20 protein-coding genes and 1 tRNA gene are annotated in these 21,970 nt (G+C 71.4%); 10 read left to right on the forward strand and 11 right to left on the reverse strand.

Annotated features, from left to right (window positions below; translation table 11 throughout):
- Positions 1–175 precede the first annotated feature (175 nt).
- The 3 genes from H1226_RS26785 to H1226_RS26795 form a co-directional block, all read right to left on the reverse strand.
- Positions 176–3,334, reverse strand: coding sequence for a bifunctional cytochrome P450/NADPH--P450 reductase (locus H1226_RS26785; RefSeq protein WP_258343992.1), 3,159 nt, complete (start codon positions 3,332–3,334; stop codon positions 176–178).
- 26 nt (positions 3,335–3,360) lie between these two features.
- Positions 3,361–3,966 carry a TetR/AcrR family transcriptional regulator gene (locus H1226_RS26790; protein WP_258343999.1) on the reverse strand — a complete coding sequence of 202 codons (606 nt, stop codon included), beginning with the start codon at positions 3,964–3,966 and terminating at the stop codon, positions 3,361–3,363.
- A gap of 279 nt (positions 3,967–4,245) precedes the next feature.
- Positions 4,246–4,704: a nuclear transport factor 2 family protein gene (locus H1226_RS26795; RefSeq protein ID WP_258344004.1), complete on the reverse strand. Its 459-nt coding sequence runs from the start codon at positions 4,702–4,704 to the stop codon at positions 4,246–4,248.
- Positions 4,705–4,792: 88 nt separating this feature from the next.
- On the opposite strand from H1226_RS26795, the gene H1226_RS26800 reads away from it, so the two are divergent.
- Positions 4,793–5,374 (forward strand): TetR/AcrR family transcriptional regulator, encoded by a 582-nt coding sequence (locus H1226_RS26800; protein WP_258344006.1) that lies wholly within the window; start codon positions 4,793–4,795, stop codon positions 5,372–5,374.
- A 142-nt stretch (positions 5,375–5,516) separates the two neighbouring features.
- Here H1226_RS26800 and H1226_RS26805 read toward each other — a convergent pair whose 3' ends face one another.
- A complete protein-coding gene (locus H1226_RS26805; RefSeq protein ID WP_258344008.1) occupies positions 5,517–5,945 on the reverse strand; it encodes a VOC family protein in 429 nt (142 codons plus the stop codon).
- Between the two features lie 128 nt (positions 5,946–6,073).
- Between H1226_RS26805 and H1226_RS26810 the strand changes: the two genes are divergently transcribed.
- A complete protein-coding gene (locus H1226_RS26810; RefSeq protein WP_258344010.1) occupies positions 6,074–6,526 on the forward strand; it encodes a hypothetical protein in 453 nt (150 codons plus the stop codon).
- Between the two features lie 135 nt (positions 6,527–6,661).
- On the opposite strand, the gene H1226_RS26815 is transcribed toward H1226_RS26810, so the two are convergent.
- Positions 6,662–7,300, reverse strand: coding sequence for a peptidase E (locus H1226_RS26815; protein WP_258344011.1), 639 nt, complete (start codon positions 7,298–7,300; stop codon positions 6,662–6,664).
- 265 nt (positions 7,301–7,565) lie between these two features.
- Positions 7,566–7,641 (reverse strand) — tRNA-Lys (locus H1226_RS26820).
- 101 nt (positions 7,642–7,742) lie between these two features.
- Between H1226_RS26820 and dusB the strand changes: the two genes are divergently transcribed.
- The 6 genes from dusB (at position 7,743) to H1226_RS26850 (ending at position 15,683) form a co-directional block, all read left to right on the forward strand.
- A complete protein-coding gene (gene dusB / locus H1226_RS26825) occupies positions 7,743–8,918 on the forward strand; it encodes a tRNA dihydrouridine synthase DusB (RefSeq protein ID WP_373689993.1) in 1,176 nt (391 codons plus the stop codon).
- 7 nt (positions 8,919–8,925) lie between these two features.
- Positions 8,926–9,354 carry a hypothetical protein gene (locus H1226_RS26830; RefSeq protein ID WP_258344013.1) on the forward strand — a complete coding sequence of 143 codons (429 nt, stop codon included), beginning with the start codon at positions 8,926–8,928 and terminating at the stop codon, positions 9,352–9,354.
- A 262-nt stretch (positions 9,355–9,616) separates the two neighbouring features.
- On the forward strand, positions 9,617–10,507 hold the full coding sequence (locus H1226_RS26835; protein ID WP_224958555.1) for a GGDEF domain-containing protein: 891 nt from the start codon (positions 9,617–9,619) through the stop codon (positions 10,505–10,507).
- A gap of 258 nt (positions 10,508–10,765) precedes the next feature.
- On the forward strand, positions 10,766–13,750 hold the full coding sequence (locus H1226_RS26840; protein ID WP_258344030.1) for an LCP family glycopolymer transferase: 2,985 nt from the start codon (positions 10,766–10,768) through the stop codon (positions 13,748–13,750).
- Between the two features lie 173 nt (positions 13,751–13,923).
- Complete coding sequence (gene phoU / locus H1226_RS26845) at positions 13,924–14,571, forward strand: phosphate signaling complex protein PhoU (RefSeq protein WP_224957982.1); 648 nt, start codon at positions 13,924–13,926, stop codon at positions 14,569–14,571.
- 272 nt (positions 14,572–14,843) lie between these two features.
- Positions 14,844–15,683, forward strand: coding sequence for a helix-turn-helix domain-containing protein (locus tag H1226_RS26850; protein ID WP_258344032.1), 840 nt, complete (start codon positions 14,844–14,846; stop codon positions 15,681–15,683).
- Between the two features lie 55 nt (positions 15,684–15,738).
- Here the strand turns inward: H1226_RS26850 and pstB are convergent, their stop codons facing one another.
- The 5 genes from pstB to mshD form a co-directional block, all read right to left on the reverse strand.
- On the reverse strand, positions 15,739–16,515 hold the full coding sequence (gene pstB / locus H1226_RS26855; RefSeq protein WP_224957985.1) for a phosphate ABC transporter ATP-binding protein PstB: 777 nt from the start codon (positions 16,513–16,515) through the stop codon (positions 15,739–15,741).
- Positions 16,516–16,525: 10 nt separating this feature from the next.
- Positions 16,526–17,440: a phosphate ABC transporter permease PstA gene (gene pstA, locus H1226_RS26860; RefSeq protein ID WP_224957986.1), complete on the reverse strand. Its 915-nt coding sequence runs from the start codon at positions 17,438–17,440 to the stop codon at positions 16,526–16,528.
- Positions 17,437–18,408 (reverse strand): phosphate ABC transporter permease subunit PstC, encoded by a 972-nt coding sequence (pstC, locus tag H1226_RS26865; protein ID WP_224957988.1) that lies wholly within the window; start codon positions 18,406–18,408, stop codon positions 17,437–17,439. The genes pstA and pstC overlap by 4 nt, the downstream gene beginning before the upstream one ends.
- 138 nt (positions 18,409–18,546) lie before the next feature.
- Positions 18,547–19,662 (reverse strand): phosphate ABC transporter substrate-binding protein PstS, encoded by a 1,116-nt coding sequence (gene pstS, locus H1226_RS26870; protein ID WP_258344051.1) that lies wholly within the window; start codon positions 19,660–19,662, stop codon positions 18,547–18,549.
- Between the two features lie 212 nt (positions 19,663–19,874).
- A complete protein-coding gene (mshD, locus tag H1226_RS26875; protein WP_258344053.1) occupies positions 19,875–20,828 on the reverse strand; it encodes a mycothiol synthase in 954 nt (317 codons plus the stop codon).
- Between the two features lie 172 nt (positions 20,829–21,000).
- Here mshD and H1226_RS26880 point away from each other — a divergent pair, with 172 nt between their 5' ends.
- Positions 21,001–21,480, forward strand: coding sequence for a hypothetical protein (locus H1226_RS26880; protein ID WP_258344056.1), 480 nt, complete (start codon positions 21,001–21,003; stop codon positions 21,478–21,480).
- Positions 21,481–21,497: 17 nt separating this feature from the next.
- Positions 21,498–21,941, forward strand: a complete 444-nt coding sequence (locus H1226_RS26885; protein ID WP_258344058.1) for a hypothetical protein — start codon at positions 21,498–21,500, stop codon at positions 21,939–21,941.
- Positions 21,942–21,970: the final 29 nt, after the last annotated feature.

Consider the following 21,970-nt stretch of genomic DNA (forward strand, 5'->3'; position numbering starts at 1 on the left):
AGGGTGACCTCCTTCCGCGCACCGCATCGTCGAGGGGGCGAAGGGGCGTGCGGAAGCGTCCCGCGGCACACCTCGAAATGCGCCACCGCCAGGACGGGGTCGCGGTGGCAGGCGTTGCCCGAGTCGCATCGGGGTCGGCTCGGGCAACGCACCCCGCGCCGCTTCCGCGCGCCGCTCAGCTGAAGACGTCGGCGACGTAGCGCGCCCGGTCCCGCTCCATCGCGGTCATCCACTCCGCGGCCTGCTCCTCGTCCGCACCGGTGACCTCCGCGTAGATCCGGGCGCAGGTGCGGTGCACCGCGGGCGCCATCCGCTGCCCGTCGCCGCACACGAACACGGTCGCGCCCCGTTCGACCAGCTCGGCGACCTCGGCCCGGTCGGCCCACAGCCGGTCCTGCACGTAGCGGACGCCGCCGTCGGGTTCCGCCGAGTACGCGGGCCGCACGTCGACCACTCCGGCCGCCACCCACTCGGCCAGCTCGTCCCGGTACAGCTGGTCGGACTCGGGGCCGTGGCAACCGAAGAACAGCAGCGCAGGCGCGGGCCGCACGCCCTGCTCGGCCGCGGCCAGCGCCCGGTCCTGCAGGAAGCCGCGGAAGGGGGCGATGCCGCTGCCCGCGCACACCAGCACCAGCGGCACGTCCAGCTCCGGCGGGTGGAACGCCACGTTCGACGGGCGCACGGTGACGGCGACCTTCGACCCGGGCAGCGCCTGCGCGAGGTGGTTCGAGGCGGCGCCCTCGTAGGTGCCCGCGCCGGACCGCGCGGGTTCGTTGAGCACGGCGACGGTCAGCGTGGCGTGTTCCGGGTTCCACCGGGGCGAGCTGGAGATGGAGTACTGCCGCGGCGTCAACGGGCTCAGCAGCGCCAGGAACGCGCCGAAGTCAAGGCGGCAGGCGGGGTAGCGCTCCAGCAGTTCCAGCACGGTGACCCCGGGGCGCAGCACCTGCTCGGCGTGCACCTCCGGGTCGGCGGCCAGCGCGCGCAGCGCCTGCGCGTCGGGCGGGCACACCGTCGCCCCGGCCAGTTCGTCGAGCTGCCTGCGGGTGGCGGGCCTGCCGAGTTCGACGTAGCTGCCGAGCAGTTCCCCGGCGGCGACGTGCGCACCGGTGGGCAGGGAGGTGCCCTCCCCGCGCAGCACCACCTGGTCGTCGTGGGCCAGCTCGAAGCGGCTGAGCGCCCGCGCCACCACGGCCGGCGGATTCACCGGCAGCACCGCCAGGTAGTCCCCGGCGCGGTACCGGACGCCCTCGGGCAGGGCGATCTCCACGTGGTGCTTGGCGCCGACGTCCGGGGAGCTGAGCGGCCGGTTCGCCACGACCGTCCCCCACTGCAGGTCGTTGGCCCGCACGATGTGGTCGCGCACGGCCCCGACGTGCTCCGCGGTGAGCCGCGGGCCGGTGGCCGGTGTCGCGTCGCCGAGCTCGAACTCGGCGGCGACCGGCTCCCAGAACCCGGCGTACCAGTCGTCGAAGTCGCCGAAGAAGTCGCCGCGCGCGTCGGCCCGGCCGCGCGGCAGCAGGCGCTTCGCACCGGCCCGGGCCAGCTGCTCGTCCACTTCGGCAGGCACGGCCTGGTAGGTGCGCGCCCAATCGGTGTTGCCGCAGCCGAACACCGCGTACCGCACCCCGTCCAGCGAGCCGTCGGGCTGCTCCCGCAGCCAGCGCACGAACTCGCGCGCGTTGTCCGGCGGCTGCCCCTCGTAGGAGGCGGTGACGACGACGGCGACGCCGTCCGGCCCGAGGTCGCCCGCCGCGGCGTCGAGCTCGGCGAGTTCGCCGGTGCAGCCGCGGGCGGTGGCGTCGTTCGCGATGCGCTGCGCGAAGGCCTGCGCGGTGCCCGAGTTGGAGCCGTAGAACACCCGCACGGGCACGCCGTTCGGTTCGGCCTGCGCCACCTCGGGCGCGGACCGCTCGGCGGGGGCGCCGCCGTGCACGATCCGCCGGTCCCGCCGGTGGACGTGCATGAACAGGCCCTCCGGCTTGATCGTCAGCGTCTGCTTGATCTTGAGCTGGTAGTCGGGGTCGGCGGCGGTGATGTCGAAGCGCTGCAGCAGCATCGCCAGGAACAGCGTCGCCTCCTGCAGCGCGAAGCCGCGGCCGATGCAGGAGCGCTGCCCGTTGCCGAACGGCTTCCACGCGTTCGGCGGCAGCGCCTCGGCTCGTTCGAAGGTGAACCGGTCCGGGTCGAAGGTCTCCGCGTCCGCGCCCCACACCGCCGGGTCCCGGTGCAGCCCGGGCACCACGACGAGCAGCTCGTCGTCCCGGTTCACCTCGTAGCGGCCACCGAGCACGGTCCCGTCGGCGCGCGGCGACACCCCGAACGCGGGCGCGGTCGGCCACAGCCGGAGCGATTCCTTGAGGACCTGGTCGAGGTAGCCGAGCCCGCTCAGGTGCTCGAACCGCGGCGCCTCGTCGCCCAGCACCCGGTCCACTTCGGACCGCGCGGTCGCCAGCACCTCGGGGTGCCGCAGCAGTTCGTGCAGCGTGAAGGTGAGCAGTCCGCTGGTGGTCTCGTGCCCGGCGATGAGGAAGGTGACCAGCTGGTGGCGCACGTTCTCGTCCGGCAGCCGCCGCCCGGTCTTCGGGTCGGCCGCGGTGAGCATCGTGTCGAGGATGTCGCTCTCCCCGGCCGGCAGCGGGTTGCGCCTGCGGTCGGCGATGAGCTGGTCGGCGACCTGGTGCATCAGCTCGACGTCCGCCGCGTACTGCTTGCGGGTGCCGCGCATCAGCAGTTCCTGGCCGGGCAGCCGCCGCGGGCGCGCCCCGGCTTCGACGAGCCCGCGCACCATCGATTCGACGAACGGGTTCAGCCGCTCCGCGTAGAAGCTGTTGAAGCGGTGGCTGAACGAGCACAGCGCGATCGTGTCGAGGGTGAGCCGGGTCGTGTCGTCGGCGATGTCGACGCGGTGCTCCGGGCCCTGGCGTTCCCACTTGAGCAGCAGCTGCTCGGCGATGTCGGCCATGCCGTCGAACATGGTGCGCAGCGCGGCGGGGCCGAACGCGGGCATCAGGATGCGGTGCGCGGCCTGCCAGTTCGGTTCCTCGGTCCACGCGGTGAACAGCCCGTCGCCCGCGAAGTCGCGGACGTTGACCAGGGCGGAGCCGAGGGACTTGTCGAACCGCTCCTCGTCGCACAGCTCGTCGACGAGCTCCTGGGACTGCACGATGATCAGGCTCCGGCCGGGCAGCTGGAGCCGGAAGATCGGGCCGTGCTCGGCGGCCATCTCCACGAAGCGCAGCACGCCCTTGCCGCCGTCGAGTTCGAGCAGGTTGCCCACGAGCGGCTTCGGCTTGGGCTGCGGGATCGGGACGAGTTCCTGGGCGGTGGTCATCGGCATCTCCTGCGGGAGCGGGTGGTTCAGAGCCGGGTGGCGGGACGGGCCCGCAACCCGGCGAGCGCGTTGTCGACCACGGCGGCCGCGTAGGCGTCCGGCGAGTCGGCGGGCCGGTGCCCGAACGTGACGAGCACCGAGGCGGCGCCGTGCGCGGTCGTCCACAGCACGGTGCTGATCGCGGTGGCGTCCCCGGCGAGCACGCCCTGTTCGAGGCAGCCCGCGACGCGCTCGGCGACGAGCCGGTAGGCCGGGTTCACCTCGTCCGGGCAGTCCGCCTTGTCCGCCGGGCTGCCGCTCATGAACAGCGCCCGGTAGTGCACCGGGTCGTCCTGCGCGTAGCGCACGAACGCGAGCATCAGCTCGCGGAGCCCGTCGACGCCGCCCTGCCCGCCGGTGCCTGCGAGGTCGGTGGCGACGCGTTCGAAGCCCTGGGTGGCCAGCGCGCGCAGGATCGCCTGCTTGTCCGCGAAGTACGAGTACAGCGACATGGGCGCGCAACCGAGGCGCCCGGCGAGCTTGCGCATGGTGAGCCCGGGGAAGCCCTCGTCCCGGATGAGCTGCTCGGCGGCGGCGAGGATCTCCTGCCGCAGTTCACCGCGGACCCGCTGGCGAGCGGTCTGGGGCGTCACGTCGCACCTCCCGTGCGCACCGGTCCGGCGACCGACTCCCGTACATGTACGAACCACTGTACATGTACGGAATGCGGACGCCGCGAGCCTCGGACCACCGGCCCGCCGCGGTCATGGATGCTCACCGCGGGGTGATCCGAGGATGAGCCTCCGGGGGCGACCGGGCGGATCACCGCGCTGCCCGGCGACCTGCTCGACCTGGGCCGCACGGCGCGAGGAGCGGACGACCCGGAGCCGCTCGTCCGAGCCGTCATCGCGCGCGGATGACGACGACCGCGGTCACCGCAGCGGGAACGGCACCCCGCGCTGCTCGGCCGGGCGCGGGCCGAAGATCCGCCGCTCCGATTCGTCGATCGCCAGATCGTTGATGCTGGCCTCGCGGCGGCGCATCAGGCCGTCCGGCGCGAACTCCCACAGCTCGTTGCCGTACGAGCGCCACCAGCGGCCGTCCGCGTCCCGGCACTCGTACTGGAACCGCACCGCGATGCGGTCCGCGGTGAAGGCCCACAACTCCTTGCGCAGCGCGTAGTCCAGCTCGCGGCGCCACTTCTCCCGCAGGAACTCGACGATCTCCGCCCGGCCGGTGACGAACCGGTCCCGGTTCCGCCACACCGAGTCCTCGGTGTAGGCGAGCGCGACCGCCTCCGGGTCGGTGGTGTTCCACGCGTCCTCGGCGGCCTGCACCTTCTGCGCCGCGGTGTCCGCGCCGAACGGCGGGTACGGGGGACGTCCGGTCATGGTGCTCTCCTCTCGCACGCTGGAGAACGTGCGTTCTCCGCGCTGCTAATCTAGAGAACGCACGTTCTCCACGCCAGGGAGCAGACCGATGGACCAGCGCACCGCCACCACCCGGCTGCTCGACGCCGCCGAGGAGCTGTTCTACGCGCGCGGCGTGCAGGCCGTCGGCATGGACGAGATCCGCGCCGCCTCCGGCGTCTCGCTCAAACGGCTCTACCAGTGCTTCCCCTCGAAGGAACAGCTCGTCGTCGGCTACCTGCGGCGCCGCGACGGGCGGTGGCGCGACTCCCTCGCCCGCTCCGTCACCACCCGCGCCCGAGGCGCCGAACAGGTGCTCGCCGTCTTCGACTGGCTGCACGAGTGGTTCTCCGAAGCGGGTTTCCACGGCTGCGCGTTCCTGAACTCCTTCGGCGAGCTCGGCGCCACCAGCCCCGCCGTCGCCGCCGTCGTCCGCGAGCACAAGACCGAGGTGCAGCGGTACCTCGCCACGCTCCTCACCGACGCCGACACCGACGCCGACACCGACGCCGGCGAGGCGCGGGCCGGCGCGCTGGCCGAACAGCTCAACGTCCTCGTCGAAGGCGCCATCACCACCGCCGCGATCACCGGCACCCCGGCCCCGGCCCACCACGCGCGAGCAGCGGCCGAAGCCCTCCTCGACCGCCGCTGATCCGGCGCCCCCCGGCCCCGATCGCTCAGCGGGCACGGCCACCGGCCGCGGGAACGACGACCGCCGGACCCCGAACGGAGTGGGCGACGGCCGACGCCGACCTGGCAACGGGAGCGACGGCGACGACCGGACCGGCACTCGGCTACGGGGCGCTGAGGTCCGGGATGATGAGGGAACCGTCGGCGGCGAGCGGGAAACCCGGGTTGTGCGCGATCTCCCACGGGTGCCCGTCCGGGTCGGTGAACACGCCCGCGTAGCCGCCGTAGAACGTCTCCGCAGGACGCCTGGTCACCACCGCACCGGCCGCCTCGGCAGCCGCGACGATCTCGTCGACCTCGGCCGCGGACCGGGCGTTGTGCGCGAGGCAGACGCCGCCGAACCCGTTCCCCACCGGCAGCCCGCAGTCGCGCGCGAGCGCCTCCCGGCCCCACAGCACGAACGCGCTGCCGCCGGTCTGGAAGAACACGGTTTCGCTGAGCTCCTGCCCGCGCCACCCGAGCCGCTCGTAGAACGCCTTCGCCCGCGCCAGATCGTCCACCCCGAGCGTGACCAGACTCACCCGCTGCTCCATCCCCGCAGCATAACGACGCCCCTGGCCGACTCGGAGTCCGTTCAGGATCCGTGCACACGTGGCACGTTCGATCTCCTCCCCGACATCACGCTCTTGCCCTGAGCGAAACAGCCAGGTGCCTCTGCGCCATGTCCCCGCGTCTCATCGCCGAGCACGAACGGCTGGTCGCAGTTGAATTCGGCGCCTTCTGCTTCGGCAATGGGCCGATGGACTCCGCAAGCGATCCGCCACACCTAATGCCCTGGCATGCGCAGCCCGGTGTGGCGTTCACCGAGACCGGTATCGGATTTCACTCGGAGTGCCACGACGACGAGCTGGCACTGATCCGAATTCGATTCCTCGAATCCGAGCCGGCCCGTGACGACGAAGAACGGGGGAGCATCCGCGGCGCGTTCGTCATCAGCGCGAACCAGCTCGCACCCGCTACGGTCAATTCGGCTCCGGAAGATCCTTTCACCCCACCTTTCCGGGGATGCGTCGGCGCCCGGGCCACCCATGCGGCGCTCGCCGAAGAAGATGCGCCGCTCGTACGAGACAAGTGGTCGGTGGACATCTGGCCCGCGCTGACCAGCGGAGCATGACCGGACATCGCGCATGCCTTCGCGGAGACCCTTCGGCCGGAGGAGCGCGCGATCGGGACCTTTTCCGGGACGGTGCCAGGTGCCGCGGTTTCTTCAGGCCGATGAGGACGTTCGGCCAGAACTACCACCAGGCGGTCAGGTGACCGACCCGGTGGTGGCGTCGACGTTCACCACCTCCCCGTCCCGCAGGCATCTGTGCAGCAGCCCGCGGTCGGCCAGGTGCGCGGCGGCCCGCTCCGCGCCTTCCGCCTCGGCGTGCGCAGAGCGCCAGTGCGGAACGATCCGATGGGGCACCAGGCGGAGGCACTCCGGTGCGGTGCCCGGCGGATAGCCCGCCGGCAGGGTGGTCGGGTCGTCGATGAGGTCGATGCCCCGGAGGTCCGGTCCGGCCACGCACGCTCCCGCCGAGTAGCCGCCGTAGACGAACTCCGGCCGAGGCAACTGCACCAGGAGGGCGTCGCGGAACCCGACACGGGTCATGGCGCGGGCCAGGACGAACGCATTGCCGCCCGCAGCCCAGATGAGATCGAGGTCGGCCAGGCGCCGGGAAAGGTCTTCCCCAGCAGCGGAGTAATCACGGAGATCGAGTTCTTCGCAGGAATAACCGAAGCTCTCGAACGTGCGTGCCTCACGGGCGTGAACGCGAGCACGTGAGCTACCGGCCCCGTCGAGCGCGTTCAAGACGACGCCCGCTTTCCCGCTGCGAAGGGTGCTGGGCAGGGCCGGTGGACGGCGTTCGGCGGTCAGGAACCAGGAGCTCAGCAACAGCCTCATCAGCACCTCCCGGTCAACAGAGCGCGTCATGATGATCGCTCATGCTGCCGTGGCCTGGCGACCGGCTTGTTCCACCTGAGATCCGCGCTGACGTCGAACGTCCGCCGTGGACCCGAGCGTGGCAGCTCGCGCGTCCCGCTCCACATCCGCCACGGGAGCCAGTGGACCGGGAGGCCGCGTGAACGGGCGCTGGCTACGAAGTCCGACGCGAAAGTCCATGGGGACCGGCGCAAAGATCGCCGACCAGCGTCCTGACCAGGCGGGATGGTGGGGCGCCTGGGGATCGAACCCAGAACCCACGGATTAAAAGTCCGTTGCTCTGCCAGTTGAGCTAACGCCCCGCGGGGTCAGCGTACAAGGGCGTGGTCATCTCGTGTGGCGGTGGGCCGAAGAGCGCCGGGGGCGCGCGGGGCCGCGAAGGTCGGGTTCGGCGTCAGGGACAATGGCGGGCGTGACCGTGCTCGATTCGATGGTGCCGACCGCCGAGAACCCGCCCGCGCACTCGCTGCGGATCGGGCCGCACGCGGTGGATCCGCCGGTGGTGCTCGCGCCGATGGCCGGGATCACGAACGTGGCGTTCCGCAGGTTGTGCCGGGAGTACGGCGCGGGGCTCTACGTCTGCGAGATGATCACGAGCCGGGCGCTGGTGGAGCGGCATCCGCAGACCATGCAGATGATCACGTTCGACGCCGACGAGCACCCGCGGTCGATGCAGCTGTACGGCGTCGACCCGGTGACCATGGGCGAAGCGGTGCGGATGATCGTGGCCGAGGACCTCGCCGACCACGTGGACATGAACTTCGGCTGCCCCGTCCCGAAGGTCACCCGCAAGGGCGGCGGCTCGGCGCTGCCGTACAAGCGGCGGCTGTTCGAGGACATCGTCACCGCGGCGGTGCGCGCCGCCGAGCCCGCGGGCATCCCGGTCACCGTCAAGTTCCGCATCGGCATCGACGACGACCACCTGACCTACCTGGACGCGGGCCGCATCGCCGAGGAGTCCGGCGCCGCCGCCGTCGCGCTGCACGCGCGCACCGCCGCGCAGCGCTACTCGGGCACCGCCGACTGGAGCACGATCGCCCGCCTGAAGGAGGCCGTGCGCGGCATCCCGGTCCTCGGCAACGGCGACATCTTCAGCGCCGGCGACGCGCTGCGGATGATGGCCGAGACCGGCTGCGACGGCGTCGTCGTCGGGCGCGGCTGCCTCGGCCGGCCCTGGCTGTTCCGCGACCTGCAGGCCGCGTTCACCGGCCGCGAGATCCCGCCGGGACCGAACCTCGGCGAGGTGCGGTGGGTGCTGCGCAGGCACGGCGAGCTGCTCAGCGAGCACATGGGCGAGCAGAAGGGCGTCCGCGACCTGCGCAAGCACATGGCGCAGTACCTGCGCGGGTTCCCCGTCGGCTCCGACCTGCGGCACCGGTTCGGGCTGGTGTCCAGCCTCGCCGAGCTCGACGACCTGCTCGCCGGCCTCGACCCGGACGTGCCGTTCCCCGCCGACGCCGAAGGCCCCCGCGGGCGCCAGGGCTCCGCCGGGAAGGTCGTGCTCCCCGAGGGCTGGCTGGACGACCCCGAGGACCGGTGCGTGCCCGCGGGCGCCGAGATCGACCACAGCGGCGGCTGACGCGACGATGCGGACCGCTCTGCTGTGCCTCGCGGCGTGCGCGCTCGCGGGGTGCTCCACCTCGCCGCAGGCACCGGCCCCGGAGCAGCAGGTCCGCGACTACTTCGCCGCGAACGACGCCGCCGCCCGCGCGGGGGCGCGGGCCCAGCAGGACTTCTTCACCCGCACTCAGCACCCGGACTACGCGGACCGCACCTGCGAGCTCGACGGGCTCACGGTGCAGCTGGAACCGGCGATGAGCACGCTGCGGCCGGACCCCGGCTACCAACCGGACTCGACGGGACCGCCGCGCGGTGACGTGCGGGTCGTCGGCGTGGAGGTAACGGTCCGCCGGGACGGGACGATCATCGGCAGGCAGATCGGGTCCCAGCACCTCGTGCTGCTCGACGGGCGGGTCCACGGATTCGCCCCCTGCCCGACCGGGGACGCCTCATGACGCGAACGGAGAACAAGCACGTGCGCTGCTGTGACGGGAAACACACCAGGCCCGGTTCGTCCGTGCGGGTGGGGAGATCCCGTTTCGCTTCCACCCGTTGGCCAGGGCCGGTACACACCAAGGCAGCCCGGCGACGTGAGACGCACTCACCAATTCGGAGCAAAGGCTGGTAAGCCGGATGAGCGAATTCCGCAGTACACGCATCCCGGCGCCTCAAGCGACCCGCCGGAGCCGACGACACCACGGACGGGAGGTGACAGCGATGACCGGATTGCGCGACGGCTTCGCCGGACCCGAACCTCTGCGCGAGGACGTCGCGCGTTCGTTGTGCCCCGCACCGGCTCCACCGCCGGACCTCGGGCCGCGACGCACGCGTCACGAGCTGGCCAACGAGGGCGGCATGGTGGAACTGCACGAGTCGATCGCCGCGCTGCTGGCGTCCCGGGGGCAGTGGCGCCAGGCCTACCACCACCTGCGCTCCGCGCTGGACCTGCTGTCCACCCAGGACACCCCGCGCGTGCCCGAACAGCTCCGGCACGAGGTGAACCGGCTGCGCCGCGAGCACGCCGAAGCCCGCGAGCAGAGCCTCCGCGACAGCCTCACCGCCAGCTACAACCGGCGCTACCTCGACGAACGCCTCGCCGACCTGCTCGCCGTCGACGGCCCGGGCGGCCTGGCCGTCGGACTCGTCGACCTGGACTGGTTCAAGCAGGTCAACGACACCTACGGGCACCTGCTGGGGGATCGGGTCCTGCAGCGGGTCGTGGACCTGCTGCAGGAGGCGCTGCCGTCGGGCTCGTTCTGCGCGCGCTACGGCGGCGAGGAGTTCGTGCTCGTGCTGCCCTCCATCGACGCGGCCCGCGCGGTGGCGGTGTGCGAGGCGGCGCGGATCCGCATCGAGCGGTTCCCCTGGTCCCAGCTGGCGCCGGGGCTGCGCGTCACCGTGAGCATCGGGATGGCGCACGAACCGGACACCGGGCAGCACGCTTCGCCGTCCGCGACCGCCGAGCAGCAGCTCATCGGCGCGGACGCGCTGCTGTACGCGGCCAAGCAATCGGGCCGCAACGCCGTCGCCTACCGTTCCGCGAGCGAGGTCCACATCGCGGGCCTGGGCGCGGAGCGGCGCGCCGGGGCCAGACTGCTCGGCTACTGAGAGCGATCTCGCCGGAACCGAAGGTACCTACACAGGGTGTATGTGCCGGTCAAGTGGCGTAACACAGTTGGGCGATCCGGCGCACGTTCTCAGCGAATCGTGCACTGATTGTGAAGAAATTGTCGCCCACTATCGTCAGTTCGGGCGATCAGCCGTACTATCTCGGGAGCGTTAAGCGATAGGACTTCGGGGAGTCGACCGCTGACGCCCATACCGAACGACGACACCATCGATTGCGACGGTGGGGAGGGAACACGGGTGCCGCAGGACCCCCGGCACGGCCAGCACGGGCACCACAGTCCCCACCAAGACGGGGGCCCGGACGAGGACAACGCCCCCGAACAGCAGTCCGGGCGGCGCCGCCGCGCGTTAGGCGACGACGGCACCGGCGGGACGCGGGTGTTCGACCTCCTGTCCAAGCACGGCAAGGCCCCCGGCGCGGGCACCGGCTCGCACCGCCGAGCCGCCGAACCCGAACCCCCCGACGGCAGTGGCGGACGCCGGTCGCGCGCCGCGCAGCCGCAGCAGCCGCAGTCCCCCGCGGCCCAGCAACCTCCCGCCGCGCAGCAGGCCCCCCAGTCCCCGCAAGCACCGTCCCGCGGCCGCCCCACCCGCGGCGGCCCGCCGCCGGAACGGCGCTCCGACTGGACCCCGCCCGAATCCGCCTCCCGCCCGCCGACCGGGCGCACCCGCCCCGCCGCGCCGAGCCGCCCGGCCGGGGACGGCAGGCACTCCGAGCCGCGCGGGCAGCAACCCGCGGCTCCGCCGAACCGGCAGGCACCGCAGCGCCCCCAGCCGCCCGCCCAGCAGCCGCCCGCGCAGCAACCGCCGGCCCAGCAACCTCCCGCCGCGCAGGAACCCCCGGTCCAGCAACCGCCGGCCGCGCAGCAGCCGCCCACCCAGCAACCTCCCGCGCAGGACGCGCAGGCCGCCGAGTGGTCGGCACCCGGCCGCGCCCCGCAAGGCCCCGCCGCGCGCCGCGGCCGCGGGCAGCAGCCGCCCGCGCCGCAGGAGCCGCGCACCGGCGGCCACCGCTCCGCCGAACCGCCCGCCGACGCGCAGCCACCCGCGCGCCCCGGGCACCCGCAGACCGGCAGGCAGCCCGCCCCCGGACGTCCGCAGCGGCCGCAGGACGCGCCGCGGCGCCGCCGCCCCGACCCGCAGCAAGCCGCTGCGGGCTCGCTGGGCGCCGCGTCGGACGCCGCGGCCACCCACATCGCCAAGGCGCTCTCCGGCGAACCCACCGCCGAGCCCGAGGCTCCGCGCAGGCGCCGGGAGGCCCCGCCCGCCGACGCGCAGCCACCCGCGCGCCCCGGCCGCCCCGGACGGCCCGGCCGCCCTGCACCGTCGCCCGCCGCCGAGGACCCCGAGGCGACCGCCGTGGTCCCCGCGGTGCCCGCCGAGCCGGAGAAGCCGCCGGCCGAGGCCACCAAGGTCACCCGCGTCCCGGAGACCGGCCCGGCGCGCGAGGCCGCGGACGAGACCGCGATCGTCGCGCCCGTCACCGCCGACGACGCCGAGGACGCGGACGAGGACGACGCGGACTCCGCCGAGAACGACAGCGACGAGATCCGCCAGATCGACGCGACGCTGGCCAGGTTCTCCGCGGTCCACGACGAGATCGCGATCGAGGAGGACGCGCGGCGCAAGAAGTACTCGTGGCTGTTCGGCATGCGCAAGGAGCCCGAGCTGGGCCGCGACATGCCGTTCGACTTCGTCGAGGGCCGGGACGCCGGATCGTCCCGGATGGACTGGAAGAAGGAGCAGCGCAAGCGCCGCACCATCCGGATCCTCAAGGCCCTCGCGGTCGCCGCCGCGCTGACGATCTTCGTCGCGACCGGCATCGGCTGGAGCGCGAAGGCGTGGGTGGACGCGAAGTTCAAGGACATCGCCGCGCTCGACCCGAACTCCTCGTCGATCAAGGACATCTCGAAGCAGTCCGGGGACCGGAACTTCCTGCTGCTCGGTTCGGACACCCGTGCCGGGGCGACCGAGGCGGACGGGGTCGGCGACACCACCGACGAGCCCGGCGCCCGCGCCGACACGACGATGATCGCGCACATCCCGGCGGACCGGAGCCGCGTGCTCGTCGTGTCCTTCCCGCGCGACCTGCAGGTGGACATCCCGTCGTGCGAGCGCTGGAACCCGGACACCGGCCAGTACACCGGCGAGGAGGTCGCGCCGCGCCCGGCGACCAAGCTGAACGAGGCGTACGCGGTCGGCGGGCCGAAGTGCACCACCAAGGTCGTGCAGCAGCTGTCCGGCCTGTCGATCACGAACTTCCTGGGCATCGACTTCCAGGGCTTCAAGTCGATGGTGGACGCGATGCACGGCGTGGACATCTGCTCGTCCATCCCGATCGTGGACCGCAAGCTCGGCGTGGTGCTGCCGGAGGCGGGCCCGCAGACGCTGAGCGGCACGCAGGCGCTGAACTACGTGCGCGCCCGCTACGTGGAGGGCGACCCGACCTCGGACTACGGCCGGATGCAGCGCCAGCAGCTGTTCCTGTCCTCGCTGCTGCGCAAGGCGATGTCCGGGCAGGTGCTGATGGACCCGCAGAAGCTCGGCGGTTTCGTGGACGCGGTCGCGGCGAACACCTTCGGGGAGAACGTCGGCACCGACCAGCTGCTCGAACTGGGGCGCTCGATGCAGGGCATGGACGCGGGCAAGATCACCTTCATCACCGTGCCGACCACCGGTTACGCGAACGACGAGGGCATGGAGGAGCTGGACGGCTCCGAGGCCGCCGCGCTGTTCCGGGCGATCATCGAGGACGCTCCGGTGTCGCCGCGGCAGGCGGGCGTGCCGGGGGCCGCGGGCGGCTCCGGCCCCGCTTCGACGGGCCCCGCTTCGATGAGCTCGGCCTCGTTCGGCCGCGCCGCCACGGCCAAGCCGTCCGACGTGCCGGTGCGGGTGGTCAACGCGTCCGGCCGGGACGGGCTGGCGGGGCGCACCGCCGACGAGCTGAGTGCGGCGGGCTACCCGGTGGCCGGTTCGGAGACGTTGTCCGCGACGAGCGAGCGGACCGTGGTCCGGCACGGCGCGGCGAACGCGGCCGCGGCCCGGCTGCTGGCGTCCTCGGTGCCGGGGGCGACCACCGTGCAGGACGACGCGGCCGGTGGTGAGCTGCGGCTGGAGCTGGGAACCTCGTACGCCGGTCCGGTGCGGGCGCCGGGCGGACAGCAGGCCGAGATGCCGTCGGACCTGAGCACGGTGAACGCCGGCTCGGACGTGTGCGGCTGACACCACGCGCCGACTTGTCCGATTTGCTCCGTTTCCCGCTTGTTGCGGTGGAACGCGCTCTGCTCGAATGGTGACGTCTGCGATTCCACTCGAACGGGGCCATCATGGTCCGTTCACCGGTGATTCACCAGCGTGCGTCCTGTCCGATTCTTCCCGGAAGTAAGGTGACCGGCATGCGTGAGGTCTACCAGGAACAGCTCGGCGATCTCGCCGAGGAGCTCGCCTCGATGTCGACCATGGTCGGAACGGCGATGGAGCGCGCCACGAAGGCGCTACTGGAGGCCGATCTGACTCTGGCCGAACAGGTCATCGAGGAGGACGTGCACGTCGACGAGGCCCGCGCCCGCGCCGAGGAGCAGGCGTTCGGCCTGCTCGCCCTGCAGGCGCCCGTGGCAGGCGACCTGCGCACCGTCATCTCCACGATCCACGCCGCCGAGGACCTGGAGCGGATGGGCGACCTGGCGCTGCACGTCGCGAAGGCGGCCCGCCGCAGGCACCCGCAGCCGGTGCTGCCGGAGCCGGTGCAGGAGTACTTCGCCGAGATGGGCCGGGTCGCGGTGGACCTGTGCGCCCGCGCCGCCGCGGTGATCCGCTCCCGCGACATCGACGCCGCCCGCGACCTGGAGGCCGCCGACGACGCCGTGGACGACCTCCACCGCCACCTGTTCACCGTGATGATGAGCTCCGAGTGGTCGCACGGGGTGGCCGCGGCGGTGGACGTGACCCTGCTGGGCCGGTTCTACGAGCGGTTCGCCGACCACGCGGTCGCCGTCGGCCGCCGGGTGGTGTTCACCGTGACCGGGAGCATGCCGACCAGCTGATCCGAGCCCGTCCCACCGGCCCGCCGTGTCCCTCTTTCGAGGGGATTTCGGCGGGCCTTTTCACGCCATCAGGTCACGCGTCGTGTCCGCCGCTGTTCGGAGGGCCGCTGAACTGCGAGAACAGGACCCGAAACGGCAAACGACGTATTAATACTCGGTCTCACCAGTCGTTGGGCCGAATGCAGTATGCGAAGGTCGTGCCGTGACCAGCACCGACGCCTCGCCCCTCGCCGCCGTCCCACCGGAGGCCGAGGGTGCATAACAGTCCGACCGTGCACCGCCGGCGCCTCGGCGGTGAACTGCGCAAGCTGCGCGAGTCCGCGGGCCGCACGCACCGCGAGGTCGCCGCCCACCTGGACTGCTCGCAGGGCAAGATCAGCCAGATCGAGCTGGGCCGGGTGCCGGTGCGCACCTCCGACGTGCGGTTGATGGCCGAGTTCTACGGCATCACCGGTGACCGGATCGACGAGCTGATCGAACTCGCCCAGGGCTCCAAGGAGCGCGGCTGGTGGCAGCGGTACCCGACGACCGCGCAGCGCCCCGGCTTCGATACGCACCTGGGCCTGGAGACGGCGGCGAAGGCGGTCAGCTGCTTCGGCGCCGACCCCATCCCGGAACTGCTGCACACCGCCGAGTACTCCACCGCCCTGTTCGACGCGGAGCTGCACGCCCCCACCGAGGCGGACCGGCAGGAGCGGCTCACCGTCACCACCACCCGCCAGCAGCGGCTGCTCGGCGCGGAACCGCTGGAGCTGTGGGCGGTGCTGGACGAGGCCGCGCTGCGCCGCAGCGTCGGCGGGCCGGTGGTGATGCGCCAGCAGCTGGAGCACCTGGTGCTGATGGGCTACCGGCGGAACGTGACCATCCAGGTGCTGCCGTTCGCGCACGGCGGGCACCCGCTGATGGGCGAGCGGATCTCGGTGTTCTCGTTCCCGTCGGACGCCGACCCGCAGGTCGTGCACGTCGGGGACGCCGCGGGCTCGCGCTTCCTGGACAAGCCCGCCGACACCGGCGACTACCTGACCGCGTTCGAGAAGGTCTGCGGCATCGCGCTGCCCCCGAAGGAGTCCAGCGCCTACATCTCCGCGGTCGCCGACGACTGGAAGGCCTGAACACGACCGGAGCCCGCCCCGGCGGTGCGGGACGGGCTCCGGTGCCGGGGTTCGCTCAGCCGAAGCGGCCGGAGATGTAGTCCTCGGTGGCCTTCTGGCTGGGGTTGGAGAAGATCCGCCCGGTCTCGTCGATCTCGACGAGCTGACCGGGCTCGCCCACCGCGCGCAGGTTGAAGAACGCGGTCTGGTCGCTGACCCGCGCCGCCTGCTGCATGTTGTGCGTGACGATGACGATCGTGTACTCCTGCTTCAGCGTGGAGATCAGGTCCTCGATCGCCAGCGTGGAGATCGGGTCCAGCGCCGAGCACGGCTCGTCCATCAGCAGCACGTCCGGCTGCACGGCGATGGCCCGCGCGATGCAGAGCCGCTGCTGCTGACCGCCGGAGAGGCCGCCGCCGGGCTTGCCCAGCCGGTCCTTGACCTCTTCCCACAGGTTCGCGCCGCGCAGCGCCCGCTCGGTGACCTCGTCGAGGTGCTTCTTGTTCTTCTCCCCGGCGAGCTTCAGCCCGGCCACCACGTTGTCCCGGATGGACATGGTGGGGAACGGGTTGGGCCGCTGGAAGACCATGCCGATGGTGCGGCGCACCTGCACCGGGTCGACGTGGGCGCCGTAGATGTCCTCGCCGTCGAGCAGCACCTTGCCGTCGACGCGGGCTCCCGGCACGACCTCGTGCATGCGGTTCAGCGACCGCAGCACGGTCGACTTGCCGCAGCCGGAGGGGCCGATGAACGCGGTGACGCTGCGGGCCGGAACCTGCAAGGTCACGTCCTGCACGGCGTGGAACTTGCCGTAGTACAGGTTGAGGTCCTTGATGTCGAGACGCTTGGCCATGGGATCCGCCCTACTTGGTCTTGACGGCGAACAGCCTCGACAGCAGCGACGCCACGAGGTTGATCAGCATGATGACGAGAACGAGGGTGAGCGCGGCGCCCCACATGCGGGCGTCGCCGGCGGCGGTGCCGGTCCCGCGCTCCATGAAGATCGTGAGCGGCAGGGACGCGAGCTCGCCGCCGAACATGTCGTAGCTGATCGAGCTGGAGTAGCCCACGAGGATCAGCAGCGGCGCGGTCTCGCCCAGCACGCGCGCGAGCCCGAGCATGACGCCGGTGAGGATGCCGGACAGCGCGGTGGGCAGCACGACCTTCACGATCGTCTTCCACTTGGGCACGCCCAGCGCGTAGGACGCTTCGCGCAGCTCGTCCGGGACGATCAGCAGCATCGTCTCGGTGACGCGCACGACCACCGGCACCATCAGCAGCACCAGCGAGAGCGCCACCGCGAACCCGCTCCGGTTGAAGCCGAACGTGGTGATCCACAGCGCGTAGATGAACAGGCCGGCCACGATCGACGGGAGGCCGCTGAGGATGTCCACCATGAAGGTGGCGACCTTCGCGAACCGCGAGTTCTGCCCGTACTCGATCAGGTAGATCGCGACCAGCACGCCCAGCGGCACCGAGATGACCGCGCAGATGAGCCCTTCGAGCAGGGTGCCCGCGAGCGCGTGGTTGATGCCGCCGCCGAAATCGGTGGGCAGCAGCCCGTTGAACGAGTGCGTCCACCAGGTGCTGCTCAGCACCGGGGCGAGCCCGCGCTGCAGCAGGGTGATCAGCACCCACAGCAGCGGGATGACGGCGATCACGAACGCCGCGGTGAACACGGTGGTCGCGAGGTGGTTCTTGAACTTGCGGGCGAACCCGAGGTGCTGGAACGCCGGGGGTGCGGCGGGGCGCTCGACGTCAGCGGCGTTCGTTGTCATGACTTCCCCTTACCGCTGGCGCTCTCGATCCACCGGGCGAGCGCGTTCACCGCGAAGGTGATGACGAACAGCACCAGACCGGCGGAGATGTAGGCACCGACCTGCATGTTGTTGTTGAACTCGCCGGAGCCGAGCGCGATCTTCGAGGCGAACGTCGCGCCCACGTCGAACAGGCTGAAGTTCGGTCCGCTGTTGACCGTGCTGAGGATGACGGTCAGCGCCACGGTCTCGCCGAGCGCGCGGCCGAGGCCGAGCATCGAACCGCCGATGAAGCCGTTGCGGCCGAACGGCCACACCGTCGTCCGCACGACCTCCCAGCGGGTGGCGCCGAGCGCCTGGGCACCTTCGATGTGCGCCTTCGGCGTCCGCTGGAACACCTCGCGGGTGACGCCGGTGATGGTCGGCAGGATCATCACGGCGAGCACGATGCCCGCGGTGAAGATGTTCATGCCGCCGTCGGCGGGCGCGTTGCCGTCCGCGAAGATCGGGATCCAGCCGAGGTTCTGGTTCAGCCAGAGCGCGACCGGCTTGAGCACCGGTCCCAGCACCAGCACGCCCCACAGGCCGTAGATCACCGAGGGCACCGCGGCCAGCAGGTCGACGATGTAGGCGAACGGGCGGGCCAGCGAGCGCGGCGCGTACTGGGTGAGGAACAGCGCGATGCCGCACGCGATGGGCATCGCGAACACCAGCGCGACCAGGGAGCTCGCCACCGTCACCCAGGCGAGGTCGGCGATGCCGAAGCTCAGCTCGTTCGGGTCGGAGGTGTCCCACACCCGGCTGAACAGGAAGTTCACCTGGTTCGCCTGCAACGAGGGCACGGCCCGGATCAGCAGGAAGATCCCGATCGCCGCGATCAGCGCGACGACGAAGATCCCGGACCCGGTCGCGAGGGACTGGAATGCGCGGTCCCCGATGCGGACGACCTTCTTCGGTTCGTCCGCCGGGGGCGCTTCGGGAGCGGAAATGACGGCCTCCGGTCCGGAAGTGGATGCCGAAACGCCCGTGCGGGCACCGGAGGTTCCGGTGCCCGCCGGGCGCTGGTCGGCTCTTGTCGAGTCGTTCACTGCTACGTGCAGCCTCTCACTGGTGGAGGGTCAGGTCCGTCACGCGATCGCGTCGACGGCGCCCAGCACCTTCTGCTTGAACGCCTCGGGCAGCGAGACGTAGCCGGCCTCCTCCAGCTGCGCGGCGTCCGCGTTGGCGGCGACGGTCAGCACGGCCTTCACGGCCTTGGCGGTCTCCGGGTCGTAGCCCTTCGAGCAGACGATCTCGTAGGTGTTGAGCACGATCGGGTAGACGCCCGGCTGCTTGTTGCCGTAGATCGAGTCGAGGTCGACCCGCAGGTCGTGGCCCTCGCCCTCGACCTTGGCCCCGTCGATGGCCTTGCCGACGTTCTCGGTGGTCAGGTCGACCGGGCCGGCACCGCTGTCGATCTTGGCGATGCCGAGGCCGAGGTTCTTCGGGAAGGACCACTCGACGTAGGTGATGGCACCCGGGGTGGCCTTGACGGACTGGGCGACCTGGTCGCTGCCCTCGCGGCCCTGGCCGATGCCCGGCCCCGACTGGAACTGCTTGCCCTCGCCCTTCCAGGCGCCGCCGGTCGCGGTGCTGAGGTACTTCTGGAAGTTGTCCGAGGTGCCGGACTCGTCGGAGCGGAAGAACGGGACGACGGCGAGGTCCGGCAGCTGCTTGCCGGGGTTCAGCGCGGCGACCGCCGGGTCGTTCCAGTTCTTGATCTGGCCCTGGTAGATCTTCGCGATCACGTCGGCGTTGAGCACCAGGTCGTCGACGCCTTCGACGTTGTAGGACACCGCGATGGGGCCGAAGACCATCGGGATGTTCCACGCCGGGTTGCCCTGGCAGCGCTCGGCGGCCTTGGCGACCTCGCCGTCGGCCTCGTCCAGCGGCGAGTCGGAGCCGCCGAAGTCGATCTGCCCGGCGGTGAAGGCGGCGACGCCCTTGCCGGAGCCGGACTTGGTGTAGTTGAGCTGCTGGCCTTCGCAGGCGATGCCGTAGTCGCGGGCGAACACGTCCATGGCGTTCTTCTGCGCGGAGGAACCTTCGGCGGAGACCGGCTTGGTGCCGCAGTCGACGTTCAGCCCGGCCAGCGCCGGGTTGCCGCCGCCCTGGGGAACGTTCTGGTCGGTGCCGCAGGCGGACAGCACGAGCGTGCCGGCCGCGAAGAATCCGAGCGCAGCACTGTGCCGCTTGATCTTCACTTCGTTCCTCCAGATCAGGGAAACACCGTGGGCGCGGCACGCTGCCGCTCGTCTCCGAACGCTAAGCAGTGGGAGTGGATTCGCGCCATGCAACGGGTGAACGCGAAGTGAACAAGGCACGCTAAGTAAGCAGCGCCACGTTCCAACGGGTGACCGTCCACCATCTCGTGATCCAGGCGTTCGCAATCAGTGATCCAGACGAAGGGGGCGGATCACCGCCCGAACTGCACGTCCAGATCGGTGCGCTCGAAGCCCAGGCGCTGGTAGACCTTGATCGCGGGAGCGTTGTCGCCCTCGACGTAGAGCAAGACCTCCGCGCAGCCGGCCGCACGCAGGTGGCGCAGCCCGGCTGCCGTCAGCACCTTCCCCAGGCCGCTACCCTGCGTGTCCGGATCCACGCCGACGACGTATACCTCGCCCCGCCCGTCCGGGTGGACCTTCGTCCAGTGGAAGCCCAGCAACCGGTCCTGCGGGTCCACTGCGAGGAAGAAGCCGGCCGCGTCGAACCAGTCCTCGGCTTCCTTCTCGCGCAGATCCGCCTCGCTCATCGCGCCCTGCTCCGGGTGCCATCGGAACGCTCGGTGATTGACCGCGACGACGGCGGCCTCGTCGGAGCCGGGCCGGAACGCGCGGATCGACACGCCATCGGGCGCCGGGGCCTCCGGCAGCTCGGCGGCGGCGAGCCGCAGCCCCATCCGCCACAGCTCGCGCGGGCGGGCGAAGCCGAACCGCTCCGCCAGCCGCAGCGCACCCGGGTGCTCGCCGTGCGACCAGATCCGCAACCGGCCGGTGTCCTCGCCCGCGCCCTCCACCGGCAGGTCGGCGCGCTCCAGCAGCGCCCGCACCAGCCGGGTGCCGACGCCACCGCGGCGCTGCGCCGGGTGCACGGCGAGCTCGGCGACCAGCAGACCGTCCGTCTCGTCCGCGGTGTCCAGGTGCGCGTAGCCGAGCAGCTCGTCCGCCGCGTTCCGCACCACGAAGTGCTCGGAGCGGACGTCCGCCTGCACCGGCTCGATCTGCTGCGCCACGTCGCGGTGCGCGCGCAACCGCATGAGCACGTGCTCGCCCGCGGGCGCCACCCCGTCGGCCTCCGCGGCCGCGTCGAGCAGCGCCACCACCTCGGCCACCTCGGCCTGGTCCAGTCCGTTCCGCCACGTCAGCTGCACGGGCCCGACGTTACCCACCGAACCCCGCCCAGCACACGTGACGAACTCGGCACGGCACCCCGGGCGACGCCGACGCCCGTGCCCGCCCGGATCTCCTCCGCCGGAACATCCCACCGCCCCGTGGACACGAACCACCCCGCAGAATCACCCCGCTACACGCGTAGTACCACTCATGACCCGAACCGACGAGCAAAAGGAACATCGATCCGTCACGATCCAGGAGGAGATCATGCGGAAGATTTCATACCTCGGAGTATTTGCTACAACTCTCGCGGCAATGGCGTTCGGGTCGGGAACAGCGAGCGCAGCAACGCTCTACATTGACGAGGTCCAGTACGGGATCAAGCAACCGAACGCCATCTCGGAATGTCGCGCGGACGGTTCCACCTGCACGATCGGCGCAGGAAAAACCATCGGAAGCACCATCACGGGGACAACCGGAGTCGACGTGGGGGCACTGAACGCTTCTATGCAGGCTTCTTATCAAGAGACCTACACAGTCACCACTTCGTGCACCTCTCCGCCGCTGGGCCGCGGGCAGGTATACGTCATGTTTCCACGCGGCGACTTCGTATTCTTCAACGTGGACGGGAACAAGGGGACGGCGTTCCTCCCAACTGGCGTATTCTGCGAAGTGCACGACGACTGGTGAGAACTTGGGAGGAACCGATGGCCAGGACGAGGATCGGCACGACGATGCTGGTCGTCACCGCGGGGGCATTGCTGTCCTCGCTGTCCTCGTGCGCGAGCGGTTCCGGACCGTCGAACCCCGCGTCGGCCGAGCCCTCCGCCCCTGAGCCCGGGAGGAGGGCGGACCAGTCCGTCCTGGGCGTGGCGGATGCTCGGGAATGCCCGGAATCCGTGGTCCAGCGGGCCTCGGACGCCCCGGTCGCCGAGTTCACCGTCCACGGCCTTCCCGGCGATGCGTTCTCGTACCGGATCGAGAAGGTCGACGGCTCGGTGCTCACCGGCACCAGCGGGGAGTTCGCCCCGGTGCAGCGGGAAGCGGTGTTCACCACCGGGGTCCCGAACGCCGAGATCCGAAACGTGACGATCTCCGCGCACGGGCGAACCGGGATCGCAGGCACCTGCCGGATCACGTCGATCAGATGACAGGCCGAAACCGCCCCCGCCGCTCGGAG

The organism is Saccharopolyspora gregorii (assembly GCF_024734405.1).
GTDB lineage: Bacteria > Actinomycetota > Actinomycetes > Mycobacteriales > Pseudonocardiaceae > Saccharopolyspora_C > Saccharopolyspora_C gregorii.

Bases quoted from the DNA above. Each gene is read 5' to 3' on its own strand.
- H1226_RS26785 (WP_258343992.1), bottom strand. From the start codon at position 3,334: ATGACCACCGCCCAGGAACTCGTCCCGATCCCGCAGCCCAAGCCGAAG.
- H1226_RS26795 (WP_258344004.1), bottom strand. From the start codon at position 4,704: ATGACCGGACGTCCCCCGTACCCGCCGTTCGGCGCGGACACCGCGGCG.
- H1226_RS26800 (WP_258344006.1), top strand. From the start codon at position 4,793: ATGGACCAGCGCACCGCCACCACCCGGCTGCTCGACGCCGCCGAGGAG.
- H1226_RS26805 (WP_258344008.1), bottom strand. From the start codon at position 5,945: ATGGAGCAGCGGGTGAGTCTGGTCACGCTCGGGGTGGACGATCTGGCG.
- H1226_RS26810 (WP_258344010.1), top strand. From the start codon at position 6,074: ATGTCCCCGCGTCTCATCGCCGAGCACGAACGGCTGGTCGCAGTTGAA.
- H1226_RS26815 (WP_258344011.1), bottom strand. From the start codon at position 7,300: ATGAGGCTGTTGCTGAGCTCCTGGTTCCTGACCGCCGAACGCCGTCCA.
- dusB (WP_373689993.1), top strand. From the start codon at position 7,743: ATGGCGGGCGTGACCGTGCTCGATTCGATGGTGCCGACCGCCGAGAAC.
- H1226_RS26830 (WP_258344013.1), top strand. From the start codon at position 8,926: ATGCGGACCGCTCTGCTGTGCCTCGCGGCGTGCGCGCTCGCGGGGTGC.
- H1226_RS26835 (WP_224958555.1), top strand. From the start codon at position 9,617: ATGACCGGATTGCGCGACGGCTTCGCCGGACCCGAACCTCTGCGCGAG.
- phoU (WP_224957982.1), top strand. From the start codon at position 13,924: ATGCGTGAGGTCTACCAGGAACAGCTCGGCGATCTCGCCGAGGAGCTC.
- pstB (WP_224957985.1), bottom strand. From the start codon at position 16,515: ATGGCCAAGCGTCTCGACATCAAGGACCTCAACCTGTACTACGGCAAG.
- pstA (WP_224957986.1), bottom strand. From the start codon at position 17,440: ATGACAACGAACGCCGCTGACGTCGAGCGCCCCGCCGCACCCCCGGCG.
- H1226_RS26880 (WP_258344056.1), top strand. From the start codon at position 21,001: ATGACCCGAACCGACGAGCAAAAGGAACATCGATCCGTCACGATCCAG.
- H1226_RS26885 (WP_258344058.1), top strand. From the start codon at position 21,498: ATGGCCAGGACGAGGATCGGCACGACGATGCTGGTCGTCACCGCGGGG.